Raw genomic sequence first — 18,511 nt, forward strand, 5'->3', positions numbered from 1 at the left:
TGGTCGGCTAGTGATGGGCATTTGGTCGGCTTAAAAGTGCCAAAAATAGCCTATCACTATCCTATCACAAGGGTAGCAGTATGGAATCACGTGGAAGAAAGTCGCTATAATTCTTTTGTATCATCGGTTTTGATACAAAAAAATGAGGAAGCTAATCCTAAAATAGACTGAGAAACCTCTATATAGTTAGTATCTTTGAGGCACTAGAAAACAAAGAAAGATACATGGGATTGAAGATTCTACATACAGCCGACTGGCACTTAGGGAAGAGATTAGATAACTTTAGCCGTCTAGACGAACAGCGTATAGTACTAGACGAAATCTGCGAGATAGCAGAGCGCGAAGCAGTGGATGTAGTCTTAGTAGCAGGAGATTTATTTGATACGTTTAACCCTCCAGTAGAAGCTGTAGAATTATTTTATAAAACACTTAAACGCTTAGCGAAGAACGGAGAGAGACCTGTCATCGCTATAGCTGGTAATCACGATAGCCCTGAGCGTATAGATGCGCCAGATCCATTAGCACGAGAGTGCGGGATTATCTTAGTCGGACTGCCTCATGCTGAGGTTACTCCTTTTGAGATCGAAAATCAGTTTAAAATATCGAAGTCAACAAATGGTTTTTTTGAATTGAGATTAGATCGATTTAAACAACCGATACGTATACTACACACTCCTTATGCGAATGAGGTAAGGCTAAAGAAAGCACTAGACACAGAAGATAAAGGAGCAGCTCTTAATGAGGTGTTAGGCGAGAGTTGGCAAGCTTTAGCAGATAAGTATTGTAAGACTAAAGGGGTGAATCTATTGATCTCGCATCTGTATATGATGAACCGAAATGGAGAGTTATTAGAAGAACCTGATGGAGAGAAGCCTCTGAAGGTAGGTAATGCAGATATTGTATACAGTGACATTATTCCAGAGCAAGTGCAGTACACGGCACTTGGGCATTTACATAGAGCACATCAGGTGGGGGTAGAAGATAGACCTGTGGTTTATTCGGGGAGCCCATTGAGTTATAGTTTTAGTGAAGCAGGTCAGCAGAAGTATGTGATGATCTTAGAGGCAGAAGCTGGCAAACCTATTACCTATACGAAGGTGGCACTAGAGAGTGGAAGACAACTGTCACGAGTGAAGTTTAATAGTGTAGATGATGCTGTGGAGTGGTTAGTAGCAAATCCGTATCATCTAGTGGAGTTAACCATAGTAAGTGATACCTTCTTAAATGGAGATGATATCAAGAGGTTATACACTGCGCATGATGGTATTATTACGATTATTCCACAAGTAACATTGGGGGATAAAGGAGAACAAGCGAATGTAAAACAGGTGAACTTAGAGCAAGATATGCAAGGATTGTTTAGAGATTACTTTAAACAGCGCAATAAAGGGCAAGAGCCTAATGAGGAGTTGATGGATTTATTTAACGAGATATTAGATTAGACCAGTATGATACCAATTAAGTTAACTATAGAAGGACTGTATTCTTATCAAGAAAAACAAGTTATTGATTTCACCAGTCTTATAGAAGCAGGGTTATTCGGTATATTCGGTAAGGTAGGATCGGGAAAGTCTTCTATTTTAGAAGCTATTTCTTTTGGGCTTTACGGAGAGACAGAGCGTATGAACTCTCGCGATAACCGTGCATATAATATGATGAACCTAAAGTCTGACCGTTCGGTAATAGACTTTGAGTTTTATAATTTTAAGGATGAGAAATACCGCATCTATAGAGAGTTTAGAAGAAACTCTAAGCGCTTCGAAGATGTAAAGAGAGGTGAGGCAACACTGTATAAGGATGAAGATGGTATCTGGATACCTCAGAAAGAGTTGAATATACAGGAAGTAGTGGGGCTGAGCTATGAGAACTTTAAGCGTACTATCATTATCCCACAAGGGAAGTTCAGAGAGTTTATAGAATTAGGTGGGAAGGACAGAACGAAGATGATGCAAGAGATATTCGGCTTAGACCGTTTTGATCTCGCTGATAAGACTAAACGATTATATAGCTCGACTAAGGAGAGTCTGAATTTAATAGAAGGAGAGCTAAAGAGCTTTAGCCAAGTCACAACGGAGCAGATAGCAGAGCAGAAGGCGTTACACCTACAGGAGACGGAGAAGTTTAACCTACTGAATAAGACTTTTAAGGAAGAGAACGACAGTTATCAAAAGGTCAAAGCAGTGAAGGATGACTTCGAAGCCTTGGCGATAAAGAAAGCAGAGTTAGGTTTATTAGAAGTAAAGTTGCCTGAGATAACTGCTCAAAAGAACGAATTGTCTCAGTATGAGCAATTAGATAAAGCATTCTCTGCTGTACTGTTAGACCAACAAAAGACAGCTGATAAGGCAGTGAATCGAGAGACTCGATTAGCTATATTAACAAAAGAAACTACAGAGCTACAAAGTCAGTTTAAGAAAGTGACAGATGAGCTTAAGGTAGCAGAACAACAGTATGCAGGTTTAGAACACCTCAAAGCAGAGTTGTATGAGTTGAATTTGATCAAAGAAATCAAGAAAGCTAATCTCGCTAAGGAGGCCTTATTAGAGCGTTATCACAAAGGGAAGTCTTTTGTGGTAGATGCTGAGAAGGCATTAGAAGGGAGCAAACTTGCTTTAGCACAAAAGGAGATAGAACTAAATACTGCCAAAACAGCTAGAGTAGATACAACGATGCTGATGGCTATAGAGGCATGGTTCGGTCAGCAATCTTTTATTCACAAAGGGATTCAGGATGTGCAACAGCATATGAATGCCCTGCAGACTGAGTTGCAAATAGTAGAAAAGGATATCATAAGTCTAAAGTTAAAGGATATCAATCATTGGGAACAAGAGATTGAGAAGTACAGAAACCACTTTGAACAAGAGATTAATACGATAGAAGTAGAGTTGCGCAATCACAGAGTAGCACAACAGTTAGCACAGTATGCTAATGAGCTTCACGAGGGGCAACCTTGTCCTTTATGTGGTTCTGCACAGCACCCTCATATTCTTCAGGGAGACGATGTGTCTTCTGCTATACAGCAGTGTGAACTTCGTCTAAGTGATATAAAGGATAAACAAGGGCGACTAAAGAAATACGAAAGGAAAGCAGCTGGTCTTTTTGATAAAAAGAAACTCTTAACAACACAGTGGCAAGAAAGCCAACAGAGAGAACAACACTTCCAACAGGAGTTAGTCTCTCATCAGCAGAACTTTGTTTGGACAGTGATAGAAAAGGGGAATGAAGCACAGTTTATCGAGTTAAAACAAAGAGCTGAGTTAGCGAATAAGCAAGTAGAAGCTCTGGAAGCACAGTTTACTACAGTAGGAAAAGAAGTAGAACAGCACAGAGGACATGTAGATAAGTTTACCAAAGAACTAAATGCAATAGAGGTAGAAGGTGCAAGTCTAGAGAGTGAGATCAAGTCTAAGAGTACACAGATTATAAGGTTGCAGATAGAGACTTATCTAAGTTTAGAGGAGACTTTATTAGCGCAACAAGTACAGCAACGAGAAGCTAATGTAACCTTAGTAGAACAACGCTATAAAGATCTAACGAATCAATATCAGATGATGTCTCCTAAGTTGGCAAGCTTACAGACAGAGAGCAATAGTGTACTGGTAGAGTTAAATGAACTGAAAGTAGCTGTTGATCAGTTTAACGAACAGATTAAGGCTTTATTAGTCACTCATCAAATACAATCTGTAGAGGAAGTACGTAATGTGTTAGATAAACAGATTAATGTAGTAGAACGCAGAGAACAGATACAAGCATTCGAAGTACAACTAGAGGTGGTTCGCAATGCAGTGAGTACTTTACAAGTGAAGTTAGAAGGTATCTCTTTTGATCAAGAGAAGTTCGCTAAACAGCAAGAAGTAATAACGAAGTTAGAACTACAGGTCAAAGAAGCGACAGAGGCTGTAGCTAAGTTGGCAGGGGAGATAGATCGTTTAGAAAAAGACTATGCGAAGAAGCAGAACTTACAGAAGCAGTATGATGCAATAGAAAAACGGGTGAAGAATCTGAATACGCTATTGACTATGTTTAGTGGAGCTGGTTTTGTAAATTATGTGTCAGCTATCTATTTAAAGAACTTATGCGATATGGCGAATGCTCGTTTCCATCGATTGACGAATAACCAATTGAGCTTACAGTTAAACGAAGCGAATGAGTTTGAGATCATAGATTATTTAAATAATGGAAAGGCGAGAAGTGTGAAGACCTTATCTGGAGGACAGAGCTTTCAGGTGTCTTTATCTCTAGCGTTAGCGTTAGCAGAGAGTGTACAGAGTCTGTCTAAGTCAGATAGAAATTTCTTCTTTATAGATGAGGGGTTCGGTACGCAGGATAGTGAGTCAGTTAATATTGTATTCGAGACGTTGAGCAATCTACATAAAGAGAATAGAATAGTAGGTATTATCTCTCACGTAGATGAACTACAAGAGCGCATCCCTATGTCTCTATCCGTTGTAAAAGATGAAGAACGAGGTAGTGAGGTAGTAATAAATTATTAGTAAATCTTATTAGATACTACAGTCCAATCAGTGATGATTGGGCTTTTTTTATGGTATAGTTTTAGTGGCTTAATACGTTGATTTATAGTTTGTATTGTTTTTAAGTAACTTTTAAATTACCTTTGAAGTGTTAAAATAAATTAATAGCACCATGAAAGAAAATAGAGATGTGAAGACTTGGTCACAATTAAAAGATGAGGTGTTTGGTGTAGTTGGCGAACCAAAAAGAGATGAGATAGAGAGAGAAGTAGAGACTTTTAAAGTAGGATTATTGCTTAGAAAGGCAAGAGAAGAGAAAAAACTAACTCAAGCAGAATTAGCTAGTTTAGTGAATAAGAAGAGAGAATATATCTCTCGAGTAGAAAATAATGGAAGTAATATGACATTAAAGACGTTATATGATATTGTAGAAAAAGGATTAGGAGGAAAGGTGACTATATCCATTGAACTATAAATATACAGCCCAGTCAGTGATGATTGGGCTTTTTGTTTATTTTGATGAGGTAGATTCGATAACTATAAATCTACTCAGTAGAGAGATAGCTAACCCAAAAAAGGCTACTATAGCAAAGGCGGTCTTAAGAGAAGAGTGCTGTGCAATAAACCCTATAACTGGTGGCCCTAAAAAGAAACCGATAAAACCGATACTAGTAATTAACGTTAAGGCCTGCTGAGGTGGCATTGTTTTAGTATGTCCTGCTAAGTTATAACACATGGGTACTACTGCGGATACACCTAAACCTACAATCATAAAAGAGATAATAGTAGTATATACTCCAGGAAATAATACTGAGGCTCCTAATCCTATAAAAAGGAGGATACCACAGAAGAGTAAAGTTCTCTGCTCTCCAAATCGCCTTACTGTGAAGTCTGATATAAAACGACCACTAGCCATCGCAAACATATAAGCGGTCAGCCCATACCCGATAAGCTGTATAGGAGCATGCGTAACATGCTTCATATATTCACTTGACCAATCTGTCATCATTCCTTCTGCTACCATAGCGAAGAAAGCTAATAGCCCTAAAAGGACTAAGTTCTTATCAGGTAATTGAAAGCCTTTCTTTTCTGTTAGTATAGGATTATCACTAGTAGTGTCGTTCGTCTCAGGAATAAGGTATTTAAAAAGTAGAAGAGAAATAATAATCCCTACGGTAGAGTAATAGATAAAATGTTCTAAAGGTGGGACATAGCTACTGATCATTTCTGCGCCTAACCATGAAGCAACAAAGCCTCCTATACTCCAAGTGCCATGTAAAGAGCCTATGATTTGCCCTTTATATAGTTTAGAGACCTTAATAGCCTGTGTATTGATAGAAATATTAGTGATATTACTAATCGCTCCAAATAAGACTAAGTTTACTTTTAATTGCCATAATACCTCCCAATATCCAATACCTACTAACAGTACTAAATAAGTTAATAGAAAGAGTAGAGTTGCTTTTTTACTGCCTAATTTCTCTATTATTCTACCAGCTATAGGAAGAGTTATTAAAGTTCCTATAGAGATGTATAATAAGACAAATCCCCAAGCAGAGTCATTTACTCCGAAAGCTTCTTTAATAGTAGGAATACGCGATGCCCATGAGGCAGATATCCCTCCAAAGATGAAGAATAGTGCAGTAACGGCTATGCGGGCTAAGTGTTTTGACATAAGGTTTTAGATTGAAGGCAGTAAATGTATAAATAAAAAAACGGTCTGTTGTTTAGACAGACCGTTTAGGTGATTATTATTTTTTGATTGCTTTAGCAATGCTTTCTAAGTTTTGGTTGAAGTCCATCAGCTGACCTAATACTTGAGCCACTTGATTGTCTTTACCTGCCATACCTAATTTGTTTTGTTTAACAAAGATATCTTTAATATCCTCCCAACGTTTGCGCTCTACATCTGTCAGTCGGTTAGCCAGTTCTTTTAGTTTAAGTAAGTTTGCTTCTGTATCAGATGTCAAGGTCTGTGATTCGTTCTCATAGTGTGTTAAGATTAACTCATCTATTTCACTATCGTTCATCAGTGGAACTATCCTACTCATCATCTTATTCATATCACGGTAAGAACCTTGTAGCTTAAAGGCAGGCTCTGTTCTATAAGCATTGTCCATACTTGCACTTAAGATATATTGCTGATTTACCTTTAGTACAATATCTCTTACTGTGATTGATTTCTTTAATACAGCAGTAAACTCTTCTATCTCCTGCCCACTAAAGTTCCCTTCTAATGATAAAGATTCTTCTGATTTTGTTTCGATGTGGTTAATCAGTTTATAGAAATCATCTAAAGAGTTACTACTTAATTTTTGTAAATAGGTATTCTCAGCAATAGCGTTTTCTAATAAACTTAGCTTAAACAAATGCTCTGTACTACCAATCACATCTCCTAAGTTATAGGTATCAGCACGGTTAGCTAACATATCAGGTATCTGAAACTTCTCTCCTGATTCTGTGTATGGGTTACCTGCCATAATGATACAGAATCGCTTACCTCTTAGGTCATAAGTCTTACTCTCTCCTTCGAAGATACCATCCATCTTACGCTGTCCATCGGCTAGAGATATAAACTTCTGTAGAAATTCAGAACTACAGTGCTGTATATCGTCTAAGTACAGCATTACGTTGTCCGCCATCTCAAAAGATAAGTTTATTTTCTTTAGTTCTTCTCTTGCACCAGAAGTCTTAGCTTCTGTAGGGTCAATAGAGGTAATAGAGTGTCCAATAGTAGGTCCGTTAATCTTAACGAAGTGAAGACCTAAAGCATTGGCTAAGTATTCCATTAGAGTAGTCTTACCATATCCAGGAGGAGATACTAATAATAACATTCCCATACGTGCTGTACGTTTGTTATCACCATAAACTCCTATCTGTTTGGCTAAGTTATTTCCAATTAATGGAAAGTAAACTTCATTAATCAGTTTATTACGAACAAAAGAAGTCAGTACACGAGGTTTCAGTTCGTTTACTTTTAATGATTTCTTGTATTCGCTTAACAACATATCTTTAGTAGCAATAAAGTCTGTAAACATAGGGACACGCTCAGTCTCGAATACTTCAAGCTTGTGCATATATTCGTGATAGTCTAATGTATAAGTATCTTGTACTATTAAAGTGTGGTTTCCTTTTAAGTTGTTTAAGACTATAGTGTCAGTACTCTCTTTTAAAGTATAGTTATATTGCTTTTCAAATAACAATAAACAACATGCTTCATCAATATACTTTTTATATATAGCAGCTTTAGGTTCATTATCTATATAAGAATACAACCAGTTCTGTATTAAATAAAAAGCATCTAATGTAGATAAGGTAGTATCGTTAATATCATTCTCAAAGGTTACACTAGCATTCTTTTGTTGTAAGAAAGTAACAAACTGTTTCTTTAATAGAGAAGCTTGTTCTGCTTTTGTAAAGAATACTCCTGATGAGAACTCTTCAAAAATATAATGTGCTATGTCTTTCTTGTATGTTAATTCACGCAATGGAGATTGCCATTGTGCATATAACTCCTCTAATTGACTAATTATATATTGATAATTAGCACTGTTAGGGAATACCTTTTGTACAGCGGCAGCACTATTGATATTCTTCAATAAAGACTCTCTTACTTCCGTTTCTAATTTATACCAGAATACTTGTGCCGAAACACGGATAGCAGGAGCATACGTCAATATCCCTAATTCTGCTTTTAGCTTCAGTAAGGCTTGTGTAATCTCTAATCCGTCAAAGTCGTGTACTCCTTTTAGATACCCTTCAGAATAGTTCTGTTCTGTTCTAAACTTAACTGCTTCATTAATATCTAATGAAGGATTAGTACGTAGTTCTTGTATTATTTGATAAGCTAAGTATTCTGCTCTATATACTTCGTTGTTTTCAGAGATGATGTCTTGATTCCATATCTCCTTATAGGCATAGATCTTATCATTATGAATAGGATAAGTAAAGCTAGTACCTGTTAAGTGATAGTATAGAATATCGTTACGCCTAACGATAGTAAGATCTAATGGCTGTTTGTTGACTAAGAATTTATGAGTACCTAAACTGATTACATTTTCTCCATCAGCGAATAGATCTTGTTTATCTCTCAGTGTACGCAGTGCATCTTCTTGACTCGTCTTAACGCTGTTCTCTAAATTTTCTGCTTTAGATACATCTCCTAAGTCATTTAACTCAATAACTAATTGACGTACCTTATCGACCATAAGGTCAGTAGAGAAAAATGCAAGTATCTCCTCTTTCGTTTTGAAAGAAGAAGACTTATTCTCTATATTCTTTAATATACGTAGACCTATCTGTTCTAACGAACTCGTACGTCTATTGATTTGTTCTACTAATTGAGTCTTACGCGTATCAAAAGCTTTAGACACTTCCTCTCGCTTATCGGCTATCTTTAGAATAAAATCATCAAAGTCAGCAAACTTACTTTCTAACTCTTCTACTTGAACACTTACCTTAGAATGGTATTCGTCACACTTCTCAGGAGAATTAGATAATTCTAAGAAGTTGATAATACTTTGATCAAGTAAGGTTAATTGAGCATGAAACTCAGCTATAGACTCATTCGTACGTAGAGAGTCTATCTTTCTCTTCAGTTGAGAACGCACCTCATTCAACGAAGCAAATATTACAGATATCTTCTCTATAATCTTTGTCGCTTGAGTAGTGTCTTCTATTTTTAAACTGTTTAGAATATCGATTAGCAATTCTAATTCAGCTGATATTGCTTTACAGTTTTCATCTATTGCATTAGCATCGATTACCTTGACTACCCCATTTACTTTAGCCTTTTGATCTACTACTTTTTGTTCATAAGGAACTAGAGCTTGCTCTTGTAGTAAGAAAGCAATTGTTTTATCAGATAGGGATTCATTGGTTTTACCCAATTGTTCTTGATAATTCTCTAAGATAATTAAGTCAACATATTTAGTCTGACGAGCACTGATGACTTCACCTAATAGCTTTCTGTTTTCAGCTAATAGATGTACTAATCCTTCCAGCGTATCACCTTTAGCATTCTTAACATTAAAGAGCTGTTTATCTACTTTTGCTTTTAAGTCAGTTAATAGACCAGCGGCTCTCTTGCGTTGCTCTTGTACTTTTTCAAACTCATCTATAGCAGTATTAGCAATACTTCTAATCTGCTCTAATGGTTCGTCTAAGCTTTTAGTTTCTTTGGTTCTTATCCAGAAGTAGGAATCTATAATGTCATTTGCTTTCTTAGCTATATCACCGTACAGCCCTTCATACGAATCTTCTTTATCGATGAGATGGATGATCTCTTGACATTCAGCCATCGCTTTAACGATGTCCTTATTCCCTATTTTGTATAAGTGATTCTCTTTTTGCTCCTTATTCTCTATTAATGTAGCAGCATAAGGAGTTTCCCATATTTGTACTACGTGATGTCTTACTGCTTCGTTTTCTGAGCGGAAGTAGATTAACTTACCATCGTTAAACAAGGTGAAACCACTACATACGATAGGAGTTTCTACTTGTTGTTTGATGATGTTATAAGACATCAAGGTATAGATATTGTTCTCAGCTTGATAGAATAGGTATAAGTAGTCCTCTCCATTGTGAGAAGGAATAGTTCTTACAAACTCTAAGTTGTGAACACTGTTATCAAAGATTTTATAATCTCCATTCTGCAAGTAGTATCCATTAGAGAATAAGATACCTTGGCCATCAGGGAGAAGTATACCTGTCTCGTTTAAAGCAGGTACATTGATAACTTGTTTTGTTCTATTATTAAAGATAAAAGCACGGAAATCCTCTTGGTAAGGTTTAATGCGTATAGCAATAAAGTTGCCTAAGTCAGCGTAGAAGTAATCAGCATCATCTAACTGCTGATCGGCATTCTTTACAGGTTCAGAGTATATCCCTTGACCATTATCTGTGTTGTCTTCTATTTTAAAAGTAATATCCCCACCTACAGCTTCTATAAACACTTTGTCTTGTATAGATACGTGAGGGTGTACTCCTAAGCGTCTGTTCTCAAGATTAGTCTTAATCCAGTTGAACTCAAACTGAGGACTCTTTACTACTTCGTGAATGCTACGGTCATCCTGATAGATCAATTGATTATTTTTGATTAACCACTTAAATGCTTTTAAGTTATCTGCATTCTTACTTGTTTGGAATACCATATAGAGGTAATTCTCTGTCTTCTTAAATCTGCTGAAGATAGAGTCTCTATAGTATTTATATAAGTTTTTATAATCACTGATGAAGTTCTCATCATAGATAAAATCTAAAGGTTGAGGTAAGAACTGATCATTTTCAAAGCGGTATATACTAAATACATCACTTAACTGAATATCAGTCTTTAGCCCAAAGTGTACGTTATAGGCAAAAATACAAGTTGTATCAAAGGCAATAATACCTCTAGCAGTACAGTTGTTTTCTGTCGTAATACGTTGATTAGCGATAAGTTTTAGATCAACAGAAGTAAAGATTTCTTTACGATCGTCATTCAGTGCATTTAATCGTTGGATTAAATCGCTCTTCTGACTTTGTAGTCTCTTCTGTATAATCTCATAAGTGTTAGAATCTAATGATTCTATATTTTGGTTTTCTAATTCAGCCATATATAAAGGATACTTTGTATTAGAACGATAAGACTAATACGTAGGTAAATTAAAAATAGAGTAGGGGATAAATAGGAGAAAATCACTCTTCTCTACAGAGAAGAGTGATTAGTATACATTAAGATAACTTCTTATTCCCTATACCGAAACTCTGAACAGCATCAGCTATATTGCTTAATAAGCCCATATTGTCCTCAGTTGCGTTTTGTTGCATTTTAAGTACTAATGATGCAATACTAAGATTCTTTAAGTCTTCAGTTGTGATATTAAACTGACTTGCATAGTGCTTAATATTATTAAATAACTCACCTTGACTGATAGTAGAACCATCACCTAATAAAGCAAGTTTAATATCTTGAGCATTCTGACTCTTATCGATTAATTGGTCAAATCCTTTTGCACGACTTACTTGGTTGATAATGTTTTCGAAGAACATTGTTTCTCCACCTACGATATCAATCTTAGCAGTTTGAAGCGCAGAAGATAATACATTAGCTTGTGACTGAGCAATATCTTTTTGGATTGTGATAGCAGCCAATTCCACTTCTTTTTCTTTCTGAAGTTGAAGTTTGAACTCTTCGTGTTCTTTACCAACACCATCCATTTGTTTCATAGCATTTGCTTTCTCTTTTAATCCTTCTGCATCTGCTATTGCTTTTTCTTTCATTACTTCTGCTTCAGCTAATCCTTCTTTTCTCTTCGCTTCTGCTTTCGCTTCGATACCAGCTGCTTCAGCAGTAGCTATACGTTGTATTTTAGCAGCATCTACGATACTTTGTTGTTCTACAGCCTCTGCTTTTGCTTTGATTACTTCTGCCTCAGCTAATCCAATAGTAGCATCTTCACGAGCTTTTGCATCTGCAAGTATCTTACGTGCCTCAGCTTGTTTAATAGAAGCTTCTTTCTCTGCTTCTGCTTCGATTAGCATTTGTTGAGAGATTTGCTCTTGAGCAGATTTTTTAGCTTCTGCTTCTTTCACTGTTCTGATTAAGTTCTCTTCTGCTTGTCTACTTGCTTGAGTGATACCTACTTGTTTCTCTCTTTCTACAGCGCGAAGTGCCTCAACGTCTTTGATATTTTGTTGTTCTTCCACAACTCCTTTTTCAAGCTGTACTCTTTCGCGAATAACATCTTGTATTGTCTTTTTCTCTTCCTCTACAGCGCGTTCTTTGTTGATTTGAGCCAATGTTACGATACGCTCTCTTTCAGTTTGTTCTAACGCTCTGTCTTTTTCTACTCTTTCTGTTTCCACAGCATCAGTACGCTCTTTATTTTTAGCAGCGATGATTACTTGACGTAGTTTATTCTCTTCTAATACAGCTAGACTTTCTTCAGTAGAGATGCGTACACTCTCAGATTTAAGACGTTCTTCCTCACGTACCTTTTGAATCTCAGCTTCTTCACGAGCACGGATATTATCCACTTCTCTGCGTTGTTTCTCTTCTTTTTCTGATAACTGTCTTTCAAGTTCTAAGATAGCTTCACGAGCTTCTACGTCTTGCTTTTTGATTACCTTTTGCTCATCTCTACGGATAAGGTTAGCATTGATGTTTTGTAATGCGGTAAGTTCAGTAATCTTTTTGATACCTTCAGAGTCAAGAATGTTCTGTGGATCTAAGTAAGAGATATTTGTTTGTTCTAAGTAGTCGATAGCACAGTCATCTAAGATGTACCCGTTTAAATCTCTACCAATGATATTAATAATCTCTTCTCTAAACTCTCTACGAGCTTCGTATAATTCGATAAATTCAAATTTCTTACCTACTGTTTTTAAAGCTTCAGAAAACTTCGCTTCGAATATGTTTCTTAGCGTTTCTACATCACTTGCACGCTCACAACCTAATGTTTGTGCCACATTAATTACGTCTTCTATAGACTTGTTAACTCTGATAAAGAAAGCTACTTTAATATCTGCACGAATATTGTCTTTACAGATAAGACCTTCGTTTTGCATTCTATCGATTTGTAGTTTTTTTACAGAGATATCCATAATCTCCATTTTATGGAATACAGGGATTACATAAATACCTTTGTTGAAAGCTACTTTAGTTCCTCCAACCCCAGTTCTTACTATAGATTTACCTTGTGGTATCTTCTTATAGAAAGATGCAAGTATTGCAAAAAATAATAATACTAATAGAAAAAGTGCGCCTATAATAATAGCTATTAATGTCCCTAGACCAAACTCACCCATAGATTTTAGTGTTTATAGTTAATAATTAATGTATTCTTCTTACTTGGAAGATATTTTCTTTATCACATTTTTTAATGATAATGACTTTCTCTCCATATTTTATTTGGTTACCATCTGTACTCTGTACCAATATCTTGATTGGATCTTGATCGATGACTACCTCCATATTTCCTTGTTTATCTGCAGTGATACTTGATAACATAACACCTTCTTTTCCGATAAAGTCTATTGCCTTCTCACCGTGATAACCAGTGTTCTTTAAAAACTTAACTAGTGGAAGTGTAGCATAGTGTGTTAAGATAATCGCTATAAAAGAAAGTGGAATTAAAATAACAACAGACCAAAAGCCTAGATTCACTACTTTAGGAATTGTAGTAGTTAATAATGTACCTGCCCAAGTAAAGAATTTAAAGATGGTTAATACAATCATGAAAGGGATCTTCCCTACATTCATAAACTCAAGTATCTGCATAAAGATACTTGGCTGACGTACATCTACATGATCTGCTACATCCACCTCTTTATCATGAGTAATGTCTAGATGACTTTGTTGCAAATCAAAGTCTGTATCTACATCTGCATCTATGTCTATGTCAACATCTATTTCAGGGTTGACATCCATATCAATATCAAAACCATCAAAACCTCCTAATAAAGCCGAGAATATCCAATAGATAAAGGTTATCCCCATTAATACGCTCATAATAGCGTTCGGAAGCGGATTGAATAAATGATGAATTATTTCTGTCATTTATGAATAGCGTATTATATTAATATGTGTTTAAAATTTACCAAATATAACTTAATTTTAAGAAAGTGTTCTGCTTTATTTTGACAATATTATAACATGAACGAACAATTTATCCTTTTAGGATACCTCTTTTGAGAAATAGGACTGGGATATACTTATTTCTATGATACCAAATAGAATAATTGCAATCTTATGAGTGATTATTTATCTGTTTTATTAAAAGGAATAAGTTGCATGGATTGACATTGTAGTTCCAACTCCTCTAGTATAGTCAGCGTGAATACCTCTGTATTGACTTACTGGCGGATAGTAGGTTTTATTGAATAAATTGTCAATGCCAAGTGAGAGTGACCAATGGTTATTAGGTTTATAATTTGCACTAAGGTTAAATAGATTGACTTCACTTATGGGACCTTGTCCGTTTTTATATTTTCCATTGATGTTGGGGCTAAAGTGTTTTCTATTTCCTGTATTTATCCAAAATAAGGATAGAGTAGCCTTATTGAATGGAGTATATGTAATAAATGCAGTTGCTTTATTAGGCGGTATTCTATCTCCTCCTAGATATTCTAAGATGCCTTTTTTATTCTCTGTTTTTCCTTCTATAGTGGTGAAAGTACCACCCATTTTTAAGCTCTTCATTACTCTAGCCTCTAAAGCTATTTCGAAACCTTTAATCTTTTCAGGTTCTCTACTAGGCATCAGATATCCTCCGACATCTATAAGGTTAATACCATATTTAGAAGTGCTGATATAATATGAGGTTTGTAGTGAGAAAATGCTGTATTTACTAGAGAAACCTATTTCGTAATTATTAGTAATCACAGGGGAAGTCTCTAAATTATTCAGCGTATTAGCATCTGCTCTTCTCAATATTTTTCCTACTTCATTGAGAGAAAAACCTTGTGAGTAACTGATAAATGGATTGAAGTAATCATATTTATCGTATCGGATACCTGCGTTAAATACAGTCGCTCTATAAGTTAGCTTACCTCCATTGACAGCTATAGAACCTTCGTTATTAGGGCCTGTTGCTATAGTGGTATAGTCATTGATTCTTACATTCGAATTCTCATAGCGAACCCCTCCTTTAAAGATAATATTATCTAATATATCTATCTTTAACTGTGCATAAGGGGCTATGCTTAGCATTTTCATTTGGGGAGTTAATATTCTACCATCTGTGAGGTCTTGCATAGTCATATCACTGAGTAGATCAAAACCATAAGTAATTTCAATAGGAGTATTATAAAGCGTAAAAGGAGTATTAAAGTTAGTTCTCATTCCTTTCTTTTTTGATATTATCCTAGTTTGACCTGGACCATACCAGACGGTTCCTTTCGGTACATAGCGATTCATCGATTGGAAGGAGGTGAGGTAAGCACTAATGTCTAATCGGGTATTAGCATAAAGAGCATTATTAGTATAGGTCAGCATAGCATTGTGATTGTATGGTGTGCCTACAGGCTTTCCGCCTTCATTACCTCTTATGCCTATAGCAGGCTCCTGTCCATAATGACCCGGTTTAGTTTTGTACTTCTCATCTTGTACGGTAGTGTAATAATTGTAGAGTAGTTGTAATGAGGAGGAATCATTGAGCTGATAAGATAGTTTTGTAAAGATGTTTCGCTCATAAGAATTAGATAGACCACCTAGTTGTCCTAATGGTAAGCCTTCACCATCTCTTTGTAAGCCATTGTATTTAAGATGCCCACCTATAGCGTAGCTGAAGTTATTTATTCTACCTGAGAAATATTGTCCTATTTGATAGCCTAAGGTTCCACTACTGTGATAAGGGGTAAAGGTAGTACCTATTTTAGTTTGTCCACTTAGTGGTTTGTTGGCTACATCTTTTCTAGTAATATAATTGATAATACCACCCGCAGATCCATTGCCATAGATAGACGTTGCTCCTTTTATTACTTCTATTTTTTCGATAACATAAGGATCTAGAGAACGTATACTCCGGGCTCCATTCATTAAAGGAAGAGATTGAGGGATACCATCTATTAAGACTAGAAGAGGTCTTCCTCTCAGTGTCTGTCCTGTATTGGCTACTTTATTAGTAGCTGTAGCGAGTCCAGGTACTGTATTTCCTAAAATATAGCTGATGTTACTATTAATATCACTCTGTGTTTCTATTTCTTGTTTTGTAAGTATCGTTACAGAAGAGGGGACTGTAGAGATGTGTTCTGGTTTTCGACCAGCAGTAACGATAATTTCATTTATAGTCTCAGGATTAGGAGTAAGTGTAATTGTAAAGTTGTTAATCGTATCTTTTTGTAACTCAAGAGTCGTATGGTAATCAGCGTAATCAAAGGCTTTTAACTTTAAGTCAACAGTAGAAGAATGAGTATCTGTTAGGGTGAATCTACCAGTATCATCAGTGATACCTACATTTTGATTATTTATCTCTATCACTGTATTAGGAATGGCTTGACCAGAAGAGTTTTTTACTCGAAGATTTAAATGCTGTGCCTGTGAGAGCATTGATAATAAAGATAATAGTGTGATGTACAGTTTCTCTTTTCGGGAGGATAGTAATTTCATAGTATATTTATTTAGAATTATTCTAAACAAATTTATGTAAAAGCATCACTTTATTTAAAAAAACAGATCGTAAATTGAGAGGGATATGTGGTTAAAGTTTTGAATAGTAGCTATTTAATTTTGATTATTTCACAGTTATTATAAAATGAATAGGGTCACCTTATAAAGATGACCCTACTATTATAGTATATGATATCAGCGATTAGCTCAATCCTTCTATTAATCCATCTACTAAGTCAATTCTTAGCGCTTGTGGTGATTTTGGCAATCCAGGCATACGCATAATATCTCCTGCTATAGCCACGATGAACTCAGAACCTCTATTGATCACTAAGTCATTGATTATAATGTCAAAATCTTTAGCTACACCGTATGCTGTTGCGTCTGCAGAGAATGAATATTGTGTTTTGGCAATACATACAGGATATTGATCCATATCTGTGTTTTTTAGTTGGGCTAATTTCTTTTTAGCAGCAGAGGAGAATTCTACTTTATTAGCTCCATATATCTTCTTAGCGATATTCTCTATTTTTACAGCTATTGTTTCACTGTCTTGATAAGGGAACTGAAGAGGTTTACTTGGGTTGTTTGCTATTGTGTTTACAACTACTTCAGCTAGGGCTTTAGCGCCTTCACCACCTTCTACGAATGCATTGTTAATCGCAAATCCAATGTGGTTATCCTTACAGTATTGCTCCACTATTTGTAGTTCTTCTGCATCATCAGTTGCATATTTATTGAAGGCAACTACTATGCTTTGCCCATAAGATTTAATATTCTCTACATGCTTAGCTAAGTTCTCTAAGCCTTTGTGGATGCCATCTGTATTTTTAGCTTTAATATCTTCGATAGCTACACCACCATGCATTTTTAATCCTTGCGCAGTAGCTACTACCACTGTCAGTTTTGGTTGTAAACCAGATTTACGACACTTGATATCAAAGAATTTTTCGGCACCTAAGTCTGCACCAAAACCTGCTTCAGTGATGACATAGTCTCCATAACTCATAGCCATTTTAGTAGCGATAACAGAGTTACAACCATGTGCAATATTAGCGAATGGTCCACCGTGAATAAAGGCTGCGGTGTTTTCCGTAGTTTGTACTAAGTTAGGATTAAGTGCATCTTTTAATAGTACCGTAATAGCTCCAGATACACCTAGATCTTTAACTGTAAACATACTTCCGTCATAGCGATATCCTAATAAGATATTTTCGATTCTGCGTCTAAGGTCTTCTATATCTGTCGCCAGACACATAATAGCCATAATCTCAGAGGCTGGAGTAATGTCAAATCCTGATTCTTGTGGTACTCCATTAGCACTACCTCTTAGCCCAGTGTTGATATAACGCAAGCTACGGTCATTCACATCTAGTACTCGTTTCCACAATATTTCTTTAATTCCGTTTTCATTAGCTCTATTCTGATAGATATAGTTATCAAATAAAGCACTTATCGTATTATGAGCTGATGTGATAGCATGAAAATCTCCTGTGAAGTGTAGGTTGATATTCTCCATAGGCAATACCTGAGCATATCCACCTCCTGCAGCTCCACCTTTCATCCCAAAGCATGGACCTAATGAAGGCTCGCGTAGAGCTACTACAGCTTTCTTACCTATTTTATTTAACCCCAACGCTAGACCTATAGACACAGTAGTCTTACCGATACCTGCTTTAGTAGGAGTGATTGAAGTAACTAATATTAAATTTGACTTATTGATGTTCTCTGTATTCATAGCATCTAGAGGAACCTTAGCCATATACTTTCCGTAAGGGATAAGCTCTTCTTCATTTACACCGATAGAGTGTGCTACATCTTGTATTCTCTTTAACTCACATTCACGAGCAATTTCGATATCTGTTTTCATTTATAATGATAGTTTGTGTTATTGAAGAGTAAAGATAAGGTTTTTTGTAAGGGCAATTATCGCTATTGTACTTAATTAAAG

Annotated in this window: 9 protein-coding genes; 3 read left to right on the forward strand and 6 right to left on the reverse strand. The window is 35.9% G+C overall.

What is annotated here, in order from left to right; all coding sequences use genetic code 11:
- Positions 1 to 224: 224 nt before the first annotated feature.
- The 3 genes from AABL87_RS15085 to AABL87_RS15095 all read left to right on the forward strand — a co-directional run bounded on the left by AABL87_RS15085 (position 225) and on the right by AABL87_RS15095 (position 4,947).
- Entirely contained in the window at positions 225 to 1,442 is a 1,218-nt protein-coding gene (locus tag AABL87_RS15085) for a metallophosphoesterase family protein (RefSeq protein WP_341277558.1), read from the forward strand.
- Positions 1,443 to 1,448: 6 nt separating this feature from the next.
- Positions 1,449 to 4,493 carry an AAA family ATPase gene (locus tag AABL87_RS15090; protein ID WP_341277559.1) on the forward strand — a complete coding sequence of 1,015 codons (3,045 nt, stop codon included), beginning with the start codon at positions 1,449 to 1,451 and terminating at the stop codon, positions 4,491 to 4,493.
- 151 nt (positions 4,494 to 4,644) lie between these two features.
- The gene (locus tag AABL87_RS15095) at positions 4,645 to 4,947 is read left to right on the forward strand and encodes a helix-turn-helix transcriptional regulator (RefSeq protein WP_073145253.1); all 303 of its coding nucleotides are present in this window, start codon (positions 4,645 to 4,647) and stop codon (positions 4,945 to 4,947) included.
- Positions 4,948 to 4,983: 36 nt separating this feature from the next.
- Here AABL87_RS15095 and AABL87_RS15100 read toward each other — a convergent pair whose 3' ends face one another.
- The 6 genes from AABL87_RS15100 to AABL87_RS15125 form a co-directional block, all read right to left on the reverse strand.
- Positions 4,984 to 6,147, reverse strand: a complete 1,164-nt coding sequence (locus AABL87_RS15100) for an MFS transporter (protein WP_006260185.1) — start codon at positions 6,145 to 6,147, stop codon at positions 4,984 to 4,986.
- A gap of 76 nt (positions 6,148 to 6,223) precedes the next feature.
- Positions 6,224 to 11,065 carry a DNA repair ATPase gene (locus tag AABL87_RS15105; RefSeq protein ID WP_341277560.1) on the reverse strand — a complete coding sequence of 1,614 codons (4,842 nt, stop codon included), beginning with the start codon at positions 11,063 to 11,065 and terminating at the stop codon, positions 6,224 to 6,226.
- A gap of 118 nt (positions 11,066 to 11,183) precedes the next feature.
- Positions 11,184 to 13,259 carry a hypothetical protein gene (locus AABL87_RS15110; RefSeq protein ID WP_006267068.1) on the reverse strand — a complete coding sequence of 692 codons (2,076 nt, stop codon included), beginning with the start codon at positions 13,257 to 13,259 and terminating at the stop codon, positions 11,184 to 11,186.
- Positions 13,260 to 13,284: 25 nt separating this feature from the next.
- Positions 13,285 to 14,010: a hypothetical protein gene (locus tag AABL87_RS15115; RefSeq protein WP_341277561.1), complete on the reverse strand. Its 726-nt coding sequence runs from the start codon at positions 14,008 to 14,010 to the stop codon at positions 13,285 to 13,287.
- A gap of 216 nt (positions 14,011 to 14,226) precedes the next feature.
- Positions 14,227 to 16,560: a TonB-dependent receptor gene (locus AABL87_RS15120; RefSeq protein WP_341277562.1), complete on the reverse strand. Its 2,334-nt coding sequence runs from the start codon at positions 16,558 to 16,560 to the stop codon at positions 14,227 to 14,229.
- Positions 16,561 to 16,762: 202 nt separating this feature from the next.
- The gene (locus AABL87_RS15125; RefSeq protein ID WP_341277563.1) at positions 16,763 to 18,430 is read right to left on the reverse strand and encodes a formate--tetrahydrofolate ligase; all 1,668 of its coding nucleotides are present in this window, start codon (positions 18,428 to 18,430) and stop codon (positions 16,763 to 16,765) included.
- Positions 18,431 to 18,511: the final 81 nt, after the last annotated feature.

Source organism: Myroides sp. C4067 (genome assembly GCF_038039665.1).
GTDB classification, from domain to species: Bacteria; Bacteroidota; Bacteroidia; order Flavobacteriales; family Flavobacteriaceae; genus Flavobacterium; species Flavobacterium odoratimimum.

Bases quoted from the DNA above. Each gene is read 5' to 3' on its own strand.
- AABL87_RS15090 (WP_341277559.1), top strand. From the start codon at position 1,449: ATGATACCAATTAAGTTAACTATAGAAGGACTGTATTCTTATCAAGAA.
- AABL87_RS15115 (WP_341277561.1), bottom strand. From the start codon at position 14,010: ATGACAGAAATAATTCATCATTTATTCAATCCGCTTCCGAACGCTATT.
- AABL87_RS15085 (WP_341277558.1), top strand. From the start codon at position 225: ATGGGATTGAAGATTCTACATACAGCCGACTGGCACTTAGGGAAGAGA.
- AABL87_RS15105 (WP_341277560.1), bottom strand. From the start codon at position 11,065: ATGGCTGAATTAGAAAACCAAAATATAGAATCATTAGATTCTAACACT.
- AABL87_RS15125 (WP_341277563.1), bottom strand. From the start codon at position 18,430: ATGAAAACAGATATCGAAATTGCTCGTGAATGTGAGTTAAAGAGAATA.
- AABL87_RS15100 (WP_006260185.1), bottom strand. From the start codon at position 6,147: ATGTCAAAACACTTAGCCCGCATAGCCGTTACTGCACTATTCTTCATC.
- AABL87_RS15120 (WP_341277562.1), bottom strand. From the start codon at position 16,560: ATGAAATTACTATCCTCCCGAAAAGAGAAACTGTACATCACACTATTA.
- AABL87_RS15110 (WP_006267068.1), bottom strand. From the start codon at position 13,259: ATGGGTGAGTTTGGTCTAGGGACATTAATAGCTATTATTATAGGCGCA.
- AABL87_RS15095 (WP_073145253.1), top strand. From the start codon at position 4,645: ATGAAAGAAAATAGAGATGTGAAGACTTGGTCACAATTAAAAGATGAG.